Annotated in this window: 17 protein-coding genes; 16 read left to right on the top strand and 1 reads right to left on the bottom strand. The window is 71.0% G+C overall.

Features of this window, described 5'->3' with window-relative positions:
* Positions 1–57 precede the first annotated feature (57 nt).
* The 10 genes from IG08_RS0138795 to IG08_RS0138745 all read left to right on the top strand — a co-directional run bounded on the left by IG08_RS0138795 (position 58) and on the right by IG08_RS0138745 (position 6,616).
* Complete coding sequence (locus IG08_RS0138795; RefSeq protein WP_030614258.1) at positions 58–480, top strand: hypothetical protein; 423 nt, start codon at positions 58–60, stop codon at positions 478–480.
* A complete protein-coding gene (locus IG08_RS54815; RefSeq protein WP_234343066.1) occupies positions 477–1,205 on the top strand; it encodes a tetratricopeptide repeat protein in 729 nt (242 codons plus the stop codon). The genes IG08_RS0138795 and IG08_RS54815 overlap by 4 nt, the downstream gene beginning before the upstream one ends.
* A 37-nt stretch (positions 1,206–1,242) precedes the next feature.
* Positions 1,243–2,148, top strand: a complete 906-nt coding sequence (locus tag IG08_RS0138785) for a hypothetical protein (RefSeq protein ID WP_052425032.1) — start codon at positions 1,243–1,245, stop codon at positions 2,146–2,148.
* A gap of 21 nt (positions 2,149–2,169) precedes the next feature.
* Positions 2,170–2,775, top strand: a complete 606-nt coding sequence (locus IG08_RS54810) for a hypothetical protein (RefSeq protein WP_234343065.1) — start codon at positions 2,170–2,172, stop codon at positions 2,773–2,775.
* An 86-nt stretch (positions 2,776–2,861) separates the two neighbouring features.
* A complete protein-coding gene (locus IG08_RS0138775) occupies positions 2,862–3,620 on the top strand; it encodes a hypothetical protein (RefSeq protein WP_030614253.1) in 759 nt (252 codons plus the stop codon).
* Positions 3,617–4,285 (top strand): hypothetical protein, encoded by a 669-nt coding sequence (locus IG08_RS0138770; RefSeq protein WP_030614251.1) that lies wholly within the window; start codon positions 3,617–3,619, stop codon positions 4,283–4,285. Before IG08_RS0138775 ends, IG08_RS0138770 begins: the two co-directional genes overlap by 4 nt.
* Positions 4,286–4,305: 20 nt before the next feature.
* Positions 4,306–4,728: a hypothetical protein gene (locus tag IG08_RS0138765; protein WP_234343064.1), complete on the top strand. Its 423-nt coding sequence runs from the start codon at positions 4,306–4,308 to the stop codon at positions 4,726–4,728.
* A 25-nt stretch (positions 4,729–4,753) separates the two neighbouring features.
* The gene (locus IG08_RS0138760) at positions 4,754–5,122 is read left to right on the top strand and encodes a hypothetical protein (protein ID WP_030614245.1); all 369 of its coding nucleotides are present in this window, start codon (positions 4,754–4,756) and stop codon (positions 5,120–5,122) included.
* 298 nt (positions 5,123–5,420) lie between these two features.
* On the top strand, positions 5,421–5,813 hold the full coding sequence (locus IG08_RS0138750) for a hypothetical protein (protein WP_030614240.1): 393 nt from the start codon (positions 5,421–5,423) through the stop codon (positions 5,811–5,813).
* Positions 5,810–6,616: an SPDY domain-containing protein gene (locus IG08_RS0138745; RefSeq protein WP_030614238.1), complete on the top strand. Its 807-nt coding sequence runs from the start codon at positions 5,810–5,812 to the stop codon at positions 6,614–6,616. Before IG08_RS0138750 ends, IG08_RS0138745 begins: the two co-directional genes overlap by 4 nt.
* 258 nt (positions 6,617–6,874) lie before the next feature.
* Here IG08_RS0138745 and IG08_RS60310 read toward each other — a convergent pair whose 3' ends face one another.
* Positions 6,875–7,063 carry a hypothetical protein gene (locus tag IG08_RS60310; protein WP_158812320.1) on the bottom strand — a complete coding sequence of 63 codons (189 nt, stop codon included), beginning with the start codon at positions 7,061–7,063 and terminating at the stop codon, positions 6,875–6,877.
* Between the two features lie 68 nt (positions 7,064–7,131).
* On the opposite strand from IG08_RS60310, the gene IG08_RS0138735 reads away from it, so the two are divergent.
* The 6 genes from IG08_RS0138735 to IG08_RS0138710 all read left to right on the top strand — a co-directional run bounded on the left by IG08_RS0138735 (position 7,132) and on the right by IG08_RS0138710 (position 12,895).
* Entirely contained in the window at positions 7,132–7,914 is a 783-nt protein-coding gene (locus tag IG08_RS0138735) for an SPDY domain-containing protein (RefSeq protein WP_030614233.1), read from the top strand.
* 68 nt (positions 7,915–7,982) lie between these two features.
* Positions 7,983–8,591: a hypothetical protein gene (locus IG08_RS54805; protein ID WP_063757815.1), complete on the top strand. Its 609-nt coding sequence runs from the start codon at positions 7,983–7,985 to the stop codon at positions 8,589–8,591.
* A gap of 116 nt (positions 8,592–8,707) precedes the next feature.
* Positions 8,708–9,346, top strand: coding sequence for an SPDY domain-containing protein (locus IG08_RS54800; protein ID WP_338060178.1), 639 nt, complete (start codon positions 8,708–8,710; stop codon positions 9,344–9,346).
* Between the two features lie 48 nt (positions 9,347–9,394).
* A complete protein-coding gene (locus IG08_RS0138720) occupies positions 9,395–11,185 on the top strand; it encodes a type IV secretory system conjugative DNA transfer family protein (RefSeq protein WP_030614227.1) in 1,791 nt (596 codons plus the stop codon).
* A gap of 487 nt (positions 11,186–11,672) precedes the next feature.
* On the top strand, positions 11,673–12,143 hold the full coding sequence (locus IG08_RS0138715; RefSeq protein ID WP_052425031.1) for a hypothetical protein: 471 nt from the start codon (positions 11,673–11,675) through the stop codon (positions 12,141–12,143).
* Positions 12,140–12,895, top strand: coding sequence for a hypothetical protein (locus tag IG08_RS0138710; protein WP_030614221.1), 756 nt, complete (start codon positions 12,140–12,142; stop codon positions 12,893–12,895). Before IG08_RS0138715 ends, IG08_RS0138710 begins: the two co-directional genes overlap by 4 nt.
* The last annotated feature ends 39 nt before the right edge of the window (positions 12,896–12,934 follow it).

The following is a 12,934-nucleotide window of genomic DNA, read 5'->3' as shown; positions in this document are numbered from 1 at the left end:
GGATCCTTGTTCCTCCCACCGCCTCCCTGCGCCCGCTCGTGGAAGGAACTCCCTGCTGTGCCCGACGCCGTTTCCCGCCCTCCGCTTGCCCCCGGTGACATCGTCACCCCCGAACGGGACGTCACCCACCAGCACTTCCGGCCCGACGACCAGGTCGTCATCCTCAAGGGCACCTCCGGCAGTGAGCTGTGGGGAGACGCCTACAAGGTCGTCACGCCCTCGTGGCACACGCCGACCGACGAGGACGGGTGGCGGCTGTACGACCCGGCCGGCGGCGAGCGCACGTACCTCACCGCTCACCCGCGCTACCTCGCCCATCTCTCCAGCCGCTGCCCGGACTGCCTCATCTACCAGCAGGCGCTGCGCACTTACCTCGTCCCACGCCTGGCCGGCGCCGAACAGGACGTCGACTGCGGCTGGTACTCGGTCAACCACCTCAATCAGGTGGTGCACGTCGCCGACGCCCGAGGCGGGCGATGACCCCCAGCCCCGAGCGCAACGCGGCCCTGGCTCGCGCGGCTTCGATCGCCATCGAGACGGTCGCCGGTACCCAGTGGCCAATGCGCCTGGCCGAGGCCCTGCGTGATCTGGACGCGACGTGGCAGGAGTCAGCCGAGGTGTGCGCTGACGTCGCCTGGCAAGCCCGCGCCGCCGGGAACAGTGCGCTGGTACTTCTCGACCCCGAGCACGTCACCGACCCCGGCCCCGGCCCGGTGATCTGGCGGACGTACCGGCACCTCTACCTGAGTGCCCTGCGCTACGACTTTTGGTGCCGCTCCATCGAATCCCTCCTGAACCAGGTGCCGTTGAGCGTGCTGAATGCGGACCCGTACAGCTGGGCGCTGTACGCCTTCGCGCGCCTGGGCCAGTCCCGCTCGGATGGCCTGGCCGTGATGGAACAGGTCCTCGCCACCGCATCGGATCACCCCAAGACTCTGCACGTCCTGCTGCACGGAGTGTGGCTGGGCGGTCTGCTTCCCGGCCGCGCCGACGCGCTGCTCGCCCTCGTGGACCGGCTGCCCGAGGGCGGTGGAGACGATCCGATCGCGCAGTTCCGCAAGGCTTCGGTGCTGCGCGCGCTGGGCCAGTACCGCCAGGCGCGCACGGCCATCGAGCGCGCCCTGGAACTCCTGCCCCGGGCAACCTGGCCGTCCACTCCGACCTGGTGCGCGAAGACACCCTTATCACCGCCGCGCACGACCTGACCCAACTCGCCCGTAGGCGCCGGAAGTCCACCTCACAATGATCATCCGTATCCATCCACGCGACACCAGCCCCAGCGAGCCGCTTGCCGAAGCCCTCGACCGCCCGGTCAGCGACCAAGAGGGCCTGACCGAGCACACGGTGGTCGCCCACTGGCCGGGGCTGGACTATTACACGCTCGACGACGAGCAGAAGTCCTGGACCTCCGCCGAGTGGGCCGAGCACCTGGACGTCCCCAGCTGGCAGCACTCCTTCGCGGCCGGTGCGCAGGACGACCGACGCGCCATCTGGCACGCGGATGTGCGCCTGCACGCCTGCGACCGCGACCTCACCGGCCCCGAGTGGTCCGAGATCGCTCACCGGATCGCCCGCATCGCGGGCATCCAGCGGCCGGGGGACGACCACGGCTGCCGCTGGATCGCCGTCCAGGCACAGCCCGGCCGCCTCGACCTGCTCGCCAACCTCATCCGCCCGGACGACACCTGGACCACGCAGCCACACCGGCTGTTTCCGCTTATGGCAGCCGAGTGCCGACGTATCGAGGCCGAGCTGGACCTCCGTTCTCCCCTCCTCGGCCCTGATCCTGGGCAGACCGCCCGCTTCTCGGAGCGCTCCACCGCGGCGGGCAACGGCGCTTCACCAGGCGCTGCCGACGCCACCACTCAACTCGCCGGACTGCTGCGCCAGCTCGCCGACGAGAACACCGGTCCGCTCGCGACCGTGCGCGGCCTCGTCGAGCACGCAGCCCACCGTCTCGATCGCCTCCCGCATGCCTACGGCCCGGCCGCAGGACACCAGCTGGAGCTGATCGCCCGCCGCTTGTACGGCGTCCAGCAGGATCTCGACGCGACCGCCGCCGCCCTGCCCGCTACCGCACGGCCGGTGCCCCTCTCGACCCGGATGACCGCCGCGCCTCCCACGTCCGGCACCCGGCTGACCCACTGACCCGACAGAAAGAACAGCTTCTTGGCCTTTGCCGATCGCTTCCTGACCCTGGGGCGCGACGAGCACTCCGGAGAAGTCCTCGCCCGCGGCGGCGATCCGGAAGCCCACAGCATCCTTCAACGCACCGGCTTTGTCCCCGTCGTCCGCCTCCACGAGACCTATCACCGCCTGCCCATCGGTCTCGACATAGCCGAGGAGGAACGTCTCGCCGCTCGCGCCGTGGCCCGGCTGCGCGCTGTGCGCTACCACGTCGACGCCGATGACGCCTTCGACACCGAGACGCGCGAGGCGCACTACCAGCCACTCGGGGCGCTGGTCGCCGACGCGCTGACCGAACTGACCGCCTCCCACGACGGAGTGCTCATCGCGCTGGGCGAAGTCCTCACCGCGACCGCCGCCTTCTACCAGGGCCTGGGCCAGGCCCCGGATCCGCACACCGCAAAGCGGCTGCAGTACCTCGGCGAGCACCGGCTCGGCGTCATCCGGTCCGACCTCACCCACACGCGCAACGACCTCGCCGACCGGCACCAGAACCACCCCAGCGCCGCGCGTGCACCGCCGACGTCGGGCCGGACGAACGCAAAGCTTCCGCCATCTGCGCCTGTCCTGCACCCCCGCCGCGCCTGACCACCAGCCCCGCCGCCGCACCCACCGCAGCAGCCCCGGCAAACAGGCGGCGCTGACCCCCGCCCCCTATTCCCTTCGAGGAGACCATGCACGACCCCACCCCCGACACCGGTCTCGGCTCGTTCGCTGCCGTCCTCGCCGGCGAACTGCCCGGCGCCTGGACCAGCACGTACCACCCGGACCGCGGCGGCAACAACGACCACGACGCCCTTACCGACCACGTGTGGGACATGAACGATGTCGCCTACACCCTGGCCAAGCACACCGTGGACCACTGCGCCGTGCTGACCCGCGACGACGGCAGCCGACTGTTCGTCGCGGACCCGCTCGGGCACGGCGAGGGCTACCTGATCGCCGCTATGGCCCCCACCGACGCACCGGCCGAAGCGTTCCGTGGCGTCCGCGAGCCCGACGGAATCGCGGTGAACGCCGATCCGTTCAGCGCCGCCGAAGACATCCATTACGACCTGCTGCCCCGGTACGACAAGGCCCTCGCCCAGGTCCGCGCCAACGCCGCCCGCCTCACGACGCCGCCGGCCGCCGAGCCGGACCACGTAGTGATGACCTGGTCCGGCGACGCCCTCGTCGTCGACAAGCCCGACCGCGATGACATCGTCCAGGCCCTGACCGACTACGGCTTCGCCCTCGACGCGGAAAACGACGTCCTCGTCCTGTCCGGTGACGACTCCGCGCACCAGGCCGCGTCCGTACGAGCCGCTGGCCACCGCTTGTCCGAGCTGGGCGTCGGCGTCGTCCTACGTAATCCGCCCGCCCGGCCCGCCCTGGGCACCACCGCGGTAGCGCCTCCGAGCCCGCCGGTCACCTCTCCGCACCGGGGCCGGTGACTCTCGCACACGGGGACGAGCCGACGTTCCTCGTCCTGGATTACGTGACCATCACCCGGGACCCGAAGACCGCGCTGGTCGTTGCCATCGGGGGCGACCAGCGCGGGGCCGGCCTCCTGCAGACCGCCGGCGGCTTCCGTTCCGCCCCAGGCCCACGCGGCGACTACCACCGCCTGCCGCACGCCCTGCCCGTCGAGGAGCAGCGTCAGGGTGCCACCGCCGCAACCCATGCCCTGCTTCTGGCTGGGTACAGCGTCCATCTCGACCCCACGCTCAACACCCTGGCCACCCAGGGCAGCGACCGGCAAGCCGCCCACCGCCATCTCGAACAGCTCACCTCACTCGGCAGCGATGCCGACAATGACCGGCAGGTCGCGGCGGTCCTGACCGAGATCGCGGCACCCGACGACGGCCTGCTACCCCGCCTTACGCAGTCGTTGCTTGCGACCTGGGCATCGTGGGGCCGACGTCTCAAGGACACCGGCCGTGACCCGCAGGTGGCGATGCAGCTGGGGGCCATCGTCAACAAACTGTCCACCCTCACCTGGCAGATCGAGCAGGTCCGCAACGACGTCGACCGGACCGGCCCCGCACTACAGCCCCACCCCCGCCCAGTGTCCACAGCGCCCTCGCCACTGGCTGCGCCCGCCGTTCGACAGCGCTGACCCGATCCCCGAACAGGAGCATGCCGTACGTGGGAAACCGCGCCGACGACGAAGGCACCGACGTCGAGATCTACATCAGACCGCTGACCGACACGGTCCACGCCGACACCCCCACCGATGCGCCCGAGGAACTCCTGGCCCTGCTCGACAGCCTCGGCTTCGAACGCAAGACGGCGGCGACGGCCGGGCCCGTCTATGTCTGGCACGAGGTCCCCGACCGCCTCACCGAGGCCGAGAAGAAGAGGCTCGCCACCAGCGCCGTTCCCTCGCTGCTCGTGGCCGGATACCTGGTCAACATCACTAACGCCGTCTGGGACGCCGCCGCCTATCAGGAGGCCGCAGAGGCAGTGCGCCGCCAGCCCGGCGCCGCAGCCGCGCCGCACACCGCGACCGCCTCCGTCATCCGGGCTCACGGCAGTCCGGCGACACCTCGTCGGCGGTGAGCCACGATCGTAAGGAGTCCCGCTCGTGAGCCTGGCGGACGAGCACGAGGTCGACGTTGAGTTCTATCACCGCGACGGAACGATCTACGTCGATACCCGTAGCGCCCCGGAGCAGCTGCTCGTCCTGCTCGACGGCCTCGGGCTCGAACGCCACGGCGGCGAGGGCGAGATCTGGCATCAAGTCCCCGACCAGATGGACGAGATCGCCATGAAGGACATGGCCGATCGGGCTGCGTGGCTGCTGACCCGCCACGGCTTCCAGGTCTCCATTGATACGGGCCTCTTCGGCGGCACCGCCTACCGCGCCGCCCTCACCACATCCCCAGCACACCGGCCGGCACCCGCGCCCGCAGCGCCTGCCCCGAGCGCGTCGCGCCCTCGTCGTACGCGCTGACCACCCACCGCGCCGACCCCGCACGGGGGGGGTCGGCCCAGCCCTCACCTGGAGTACCTGTCACCCGCGAAACCGACCGCACCCCACCGCCCATCACAGCCGACCGCAGGCCGCGCCTGGTCACCGTCCTCTTCCGCCGCTACCTGCGTGCCGTCACCGTCGGCAGCCGCACCCGGACCAACCTGCTGGCCGGCGGGCACCCCGAAGCGGCCCTCGACGAAGCCCGGCGCCCGGACATGTTCCCTCTCGTCGACAGCCACCACAACTAGCAGTACGAACTGGCCCGTTCAGGAGGCCCATGACCAACCCCCCGCCCCTCACCTCGGTACGGCTCGCTGACGACATCGCACGCCAGCTCAGCCAGCTCACACAGCTCTTGGCACAGTCGCCGCCGCACGAGGCCGCCCAGATCCTCGGCAAGGTCCTCGACTACGACGAGGGCCTGCTCGGACGAGTCACCGACCTGGTCGCCACCGGATCACGCTTCGCCCAGGACCACTCCCAGCGCGGCATCCTGCACCCCGAGGTGTGGCTGGCCCTGGGCCGCGCGGCCAACGAACTCGACAGCGTGGGCGAGGATCTCAACGAGCACACCGGCACGATCAAACAGCTCGCCACACCCGCCACCCCGTCCACCAGCCCGGCTGCGCGGCCCGCTGGATCGGCGATGGTCGTCAGGCGGCACCGGTGAGACAGAACAAGCAGTGGTCCGGCTGGGGCGCCGCCGGTCAGCAGGCCCAGCAGCACTACCTCGTCGAGCCCCGCCATCTCGCCGGCGGCGGCGACCTGCGCCACGTCACCGAGTACCTGCGCGCCTCCGGGTGGAAGGACAAGTCCAAGAGCGGCGGCCCCCTCGTCTTCGACAGCCCGGACAAGTCCGTGCGCATCGGATACGACCCGTTCACCCAGCCCGGCGGCTGGACCATCAGCGGGAAGCAGACCACGCACCAGGAGGCATGGCACGTCACCTTCGGCCGGCAGACGCCCGTCGAAATCGTCGCCGGTATCACCGACGCCCTGTTCAAGGAGCGCAAGGCGCACGCCCCCAACGTGTGGGAGCCCCTGCAGCAACAGGGTTGGGAGACTGAGCGAGGCCAGCACTTCACCGCCCGCAGCCCGGACGGCGACGCCTTCGTCCGCTTCCACCCGTCCAGCCCCGGGCAGGCGCACTGGTGGGCCGGTGCTCGCAACGAACACGGCCGTGCGTGGGAGGCGATGTTCACGCCGACCACGCCGATGCATCTGGTGCAGGCATTCAGCACGGCGCTCGCGGACCCGCAGCCCGTGCTGCGGCCCCTCGGCCGCGTCCCGCCCTCCCAGCGGATCCGCACCACCTCCGTGTCCGTCCTACCGTCCCAGCTCGGCGCGTGGCAGCAGGCCCGGATCACCGCCGCTAGAGCGGCGACATGGGCCCGTAGCTCCTTCGCCGCCAACCGGGCTCGCTCCAGCCCCGGCGCTCGCCCGTACGCGACGTCCGCCGGCCGACGCCGCTGACCGGCCTCGGGTGGACACGCCCGCCGCCCTGTCCCCAACTTCCCTCGATGGCAAGGAGATTCATCACCGATCTGAACTGCGACGACACCCCCGCCACGGGAGATATCCACAGGGCTGTCCACAGCCTGGCCCCGCTCACCACCACGTTTCACTCAAGGACGCTGATGCCCAACCCCTCACACCCCAGCTCCGACTAGATCGCGCAGGCGACCGCACCCCAGACCCAGCTCAAGGACTATCTACGCACCAACCCGCCCGTCACCGACGTGCTGCCGCTGCTGGCTCGCCCTCCTCGACGAGGACACCGGCGTCCCCATCCTGCTCGGCGACGTCCTGCGCAACGCCGCGCACCTCGTCTCCCAGCAGGCCGCCAGCCCCCAGACCGACGAGATCCGCCTGATCATCGACGGGCTCCGGGACGCCGCCCAGGAGGCCACGGACTGGCACGTCCTGCACTGGGACATCCAGCGCGTGGGCGGCCAGGCGTTCGCGCCCGCAGGTCCGCCGACGACTTCGTGACCCGCCCCTACATCGTCAGCAAGGCCGACGACCCCTGGTCTCGTATCTGGTTCGACACCAGTCCCCGTCATCTCGCCGGGCCCGGCGACCCGCGCCATGTCACCCAGGCGCTGCGGGCCGGCGGCTGGAAGAACTACGCCGACCCCGACTTTCCCCATGTCGTCCTGGCCAGCCCCGACTTCCGCCACACGCTCGTACTCGAACCCGCTGCGGACACATACTCCGCCTGGTGGCGGATCTCCTCACAGCGCTGGCACGCGTCGTTCGGCGGCAACACACCCGCCGAGATCATCGCCGGATTCACCGACGCCCTCCTGCACCCCGCCCCGGCCCCGGAGCCAGACGTGTGGCCGACCCTGCAAGCGGCGGACTGGACCTACGAGCGCGACGAGCGGGGCAATGAGAGTGCGCGCCATCCGGACGGCATCACCACCATGGAGCGGCGGGCGACGCTGACGAGCGACTACTTCAGCTGGAGCGCCGACGTCGCGCTCCCCACCGGTCTCGGCGGCCACCAGCGGCTGTGGCACGCGTACTTCGACGACCGCACACCCCGCCACCTGCTCGCCGCCTTCGCCACCGCCCTCACCGACCCCGCGCCCGTGCCGCGCGGCCACTACGACGTCCCGCACTCCCACCTGGTCACCCAGGTGGAACGCGACGCCCAGGGCGAGCAACTGGCCGCCGCCCGCAAGGCCCGCCGCAGTGGCGCGCCAACCACGCACACCGTCCCGGCACCCGCCGCCGAGTTGGCCTCTGCTGCGGCCCGGGGCCGCTGAACCACGCGGCGCGGCCCCGGCCGCGCCGCACCCCCTCGCCGTCACACCTGTATGCCCGAAGGCCCTTCTTGACCATTCCACTGGAGCCCGCGAGCCCAGAGCACCGCCTCCATCTGAGCCAACTCGCCATCTACCTGCGGGAAAGCAGGCAGATCCTCGCCGCCTGGGACGCCTACTCCGACCAGCACTCCGACCCCGACACGCACCAGCCCTACGACGAGGACGCCTACGGCCTGCGCCAGCGCCAGCGTGACTCCGACACTTTGGTCTCCTTCGGCCGGGTATATGACCACGCCGACGAACTGGTGCACGCCGCCGAACAGCAGCTCGCCCAGCTGCCCGCCTCCGCCCGGACCCGGCGCTACGCCTGGCAGGTGCGAGAACTGCGCGACAGCACCACGGGGCTGTACGCCGTCCACGACGACTGGCTCGCCGTGCGCCGCGCACTGCCCGCGAGCGCCCGGCCCGGGACCGAGGCGTTCGATGAACCGCTCGCCGAAAGCTACGCGGAAGCCTGGCACTACCTCGACCAGTGGGCGATCCACGGCCAGGCGCTCTTCGCCATCAACGCGCTGGCGCAGAAGCAGTCGAAGGCATCCGCGCCAGCACAGGTCACGGCGCCGCCCTTGCCCAAGGCCGCCGCAGCGTCGTCCGCGACCCGGCGGTGGTGCGCGTGAGCGACACCGTCGCGCAGGCGCTCATCACCCCGCGCTATCTGGCGGGCGGCGGAGACCCGGGGTGGATCACCGTGCCGCTGCATCGCGCCGCCGGCTAGAGCTACGGACACGACCCGCTGACGCCGCGCGTCCTGCTCACCAGCCCGGACCAGCACATCCAGCTGCGTCTGGACCCCGACCCGGACGATCCGGGCTGGTGGACCATCCGGCACGCAGGTACCGCAGATCACCCTGGCTGGACGGCCACCTTCGAAGCCCGCACCCCCGTCGAGATCATCGCCGCCTTCACCGACTCACTGACCGATCCATCCGGCCCGCCCACCGCAGCGCCCGATCCCTGCGCCCCGCTGCGGGACGCAGGCTGGCACACGCCGCCCCACCTCGGCAGCCTCGCCTCCCCCGACAACATCGCGCACGTCTGGCGGATCGGTGCCCCCGGTCGGGATCTGTGGAGCATCGAGGCCGCGGTGATTCAGGACCCGACGATCTGGCGGGCCGTGTTCACCGGCACCACCCCGCTGCACCTGATCGCCGCCGTGACGCAGTCGCTCGCCGACCGGACGCCCATCCCCCGCGATCCGAGCCGGATCCCGGGCCTGGCCCGCGACCGCATGACCGTGCACACCCATCACGTCGCCGCGCCGGACATCGCCTTCGCCCTGGAGCGACGCGTCAGCGCCCTCGCCGCCCGGCACCGCCCAGCGACCACTGCCCCGCCCGCGCCGCACGGCCGTTCGCCGCGCCGCACCCGCTGACCGGCCCCGCCCGCGCCGCGCTCCTCACCCACGTACCTGGAACAGCCCTTGCCCCAGCCCTCCTCCTCGTCCACCGACGGCTACGACATAGCCTTCCGCGTCCTGGGCGTCGTCCTCGCCATCGCCGTCCCGCTGTCGAACCTGGCGTGGCTGGGCGGCAACCTCACCGCCTGGGCCACCGACACCGGTCCCCGTGCGCCGTATCAGCCCGTACAGGCTCTGCTCCATCCCGATCAGCTGTGGCCCCGCCTCGGCGACACATCCCTGCTGCTGGGCACCCGCATCCTGCCCGGCACCGTGCTACTCGCACTCGGGATCACGGCCGCCGTGCTGTACAAGCGGCACAAGGACGGCGGCGGACGCAGGAAGCGCGTCGCCGGGATGGCCAAGCAGCGGGACATCGAGCCGCTGATGTCCAAGGCCATCACCACCAAGGCCCGCTCCCTGCGCCCGAGTCTGAAAGACGCCAAGCACCTCAACCCGGCCGACACCGGCATCCTGCTCGGCAACCTCCAGGGCACGAAGCACGAAGTGCGCATGGGATACGAGGACGTCGCCGTCGCGATCATGGCGCCCCGCTCCGGCAAGACCACGTCCCTGGCGATCCCCTCCATCCTCAACGCGCCCGGCCCGGTCCTGCTCACCTCCAACAAGGCGGCGGGCGATGCCTACACGGCCACGCTCGACGCTCGGGCGGCCGTCGGCCGGACCTGGTCGATGGACCCGCAGCAGATCGCCCACGCCGAACGGGCCATGTGGTGGAACCCCTTGTCCGACGCCAAGACCCTCGACGGCGCCGGGCGATTGGCCGGCCACTTCCTCGCCGCCAGCGTCGACGCCTCCCAGCAGGGCGACTTCTGGTCCAAGGCGGGATCCAACATCCTCTCGCAGCTGTTCCTGGCCGCCGCGCTCGCCGAGCGGCCGATCACGGACGTGATGCAGTGGCTGGCCTTCCCCGCCGACCGGACCCCGCTGGACGTCCTGCGCGATCACGGGTTCGCCGCCGTCGCCGCGCAGTTGAAGGGCACCGTGGAGGGCCCGCCGGAGACCCGCGACGGGATCTACGAGACGGCTCGCCAGTACGCCGCCGCCCTGCTCAACAGCGAGATCGCCGCATGGGTGACCCCGCAAAAGGACGTGGCGGAGTTCAAGCCGAGCGAGTTCGTCACCTCGAAGGACACGCTCTATCTGCTGTCGAAGGACGGCGGTGGCGGCGCCTCGGCCCTCATCGCCGCGTGCGCGGACTCGGTCATGCGGGCCGCGACCGCCCAGGCCGAACGCGCCGGAGGACGCCTCGACCCGCCCATGCTGGCGATCCTCGACGAGGCCGCCAACGTCTGCAAGATCAGCGATTTGCCGGACCTGTACTCCCACCTCGGCAGCCGCGGGATCATCCCCATCACGATCCTGCAGAGCTACCGCCAGGGTCAGAAAGTCTGGGGCGACGCCGGCATGGACGCCATGTGGTCCGCCTCCACGATCAAGGTCATCGGGTCCGGCATCGACGACCCGGACTTCGCCGACAAGCTGTCCCGCCTGATCGGTGACCACGACGTCGAGACCACCTCCACCTCGACCTCCGAGTCCGGTAAGTCCACGTCCGTCAGCATGCGGCAAGAACGCATCCTGGCCGCCGACGCCATCCGTGCCCTGCCCAAGGGCACCGCGCTCGCATTCGCCACCGGCATGCGCGCGGCCATGCTCGACCTGCGCCCCTGGTATCTCGAACCCGGCGCAGGCGAACTCTCCGCCGCCTCCGCCCGGGCGTCCAAGGACATCACCGAGCGTGCCGTGGCCAAGACCGCCCCGAAGCAGTCCGACTTCGGCAAGGCCGCATGAGTGCGACACCACAACGCGCTCACCCTTCAACCTGCTGGCAGTGCCGAGCCTGATCCGGTGGTACAGAGGTCACGGCGAGCCTCGAACGCCGCGTTGATCGGCCGTGCTTGGCGAAGCGCGCACTGACTAGGGCCAGCAAGACGATCCACCACACCTGGAACCGCCCATGCCACAGATCCACGACGTCCCCAGCGACTGGAACCCCGCTCACCGTTGCTGCCTGGAATGCGGCAACAGCAACCCCGACGTCACGCTGCGGGCCATCACCCACCCCGCAACGAACCAACAGGCTCTTGCCTGCACCCGGCATATCTCGGAGGTGTCCGCCGTCCTCGATTCCTTTGCATCCGCGCCAGGAGCACCGGCCGAGCAATCGACGGCGCCACTGCCCTCGCCGCCGGGTTCGCCCGCACAGTCAAGGCATCGCTGACCGCCCCCACCCCTGGGAGACGCACTGCACACCTACGAACCCACCGATCTGCACGACATGGAACCGCACGAAGCCGTGGACGCGGTCGCCGCCGACCTGCGCGACCACCCGATCCCCGGCGACCGGAACGGCCTGTTCACCGCGAGCCGCCACATCGAGCTGCTGTGCGCCCTCGCCGGCCAGCTGGCAGGCGAGGGCGAGTACCTCCACAACCACGACAGCGCAGGCGGGCCGGCCACGCCATCGGCCGAGAACCTGAGCCAGACGGCGGCGCATGTGGGGCGCGCCATCGCCCACTACACCCAGGCCCTCCCCCCGCTCGTCGCGCTCGCGCAGCCCGGGTCACAGGCCACGCTCCAACAGCAGCTCGACGCGATCGACCTGCACAGCCGCCTGCGTGTCCACCTCGACGACGCCGGTCGGGCCCTGGCCGAAGCCCGCCTCTGCCTTCGCCCGCGCCGTTCCACGACACCCGCCGCGATCGCCACCGTGTCCGTGCGGGCCCCGACCGCACGGCGCCGCTCATGAGCACGCTGCCCGCCGAATCCCTGCTGTTCGACGTGCCCACGCCCGTCGAGCGGCTGCTCCACCTCGCTGGCCAGTACACCCGGCACAACGACGCGCTCGACCTCCGCCTTCGCGCTGCCACCGAGCCCGAGCCGCAGGCCCATGCCGCCTCCGCTCAGCGACTGGCGGCCGACACCCGCAGGGCCGTCCGAGCCATCCACGATCAACGGCTGTACGAGAGCACCGAGTTGGCGGAGACAGTTGTGCGGCTGAAGCAGCTCGCCTTTCTCAGCGCCGCATCAGCGGACCACGGCGTACAGGTGGCGCGTGAGCTGACCGCCCTGGCTCCCGAGACCGTGGTGGGCTGTGCAGTGAGTCTCGCCGCCGAGACGCGGCGCCGTCACGGGGCGAGCGCCAGCGCCCCAGATGTGCGGCTTACTTTTGACCAGCGCTCCGCCCTGGTGCAGATCGCCTCCGGCCACGTCGTGGCCAGCAGCTCCCTGGGACGGGAGTTCACGCGCTCCCACGAGCCCAAGGTCTTCATGAGCACCCTGCGGACGCTGGAGTCGAAGGGCTTGGCCGAACGCACTCCGAACTGCGCGCTGCCCGCCTACCGCGGTGGCCCGCCCCAGGACCGCGTATGCCTCACACCCGCCGGCATCACCGTCCTCGCCTCCGGCATCGGCCTACCTGCGGCCGGGCCAGACACCGCTCTGGGCGCGACGGCCCGCCCGATCCCCGCCGCATCACAGGCCGCCACCCGAAGCCGCTGAACCGCCGCCCACAGGAGTCACCCATCCCCACGCCCCAAC

Origin of the sequence: Streptomyces fulvoviolaceus (assembly GCF_000718165.1) — a bacterium.
Lineage (GTDB): Bacteria > Actinomycetota > Actinomycetes > Streptomycetales > Streptomycetaceae > Streptomyces > Streptomyces fulvoviolaceus.
Note: the sequence above shows the minus strand (reverse complement) of the source record. Positions and strands in the feature narration are given on the sequence as shown.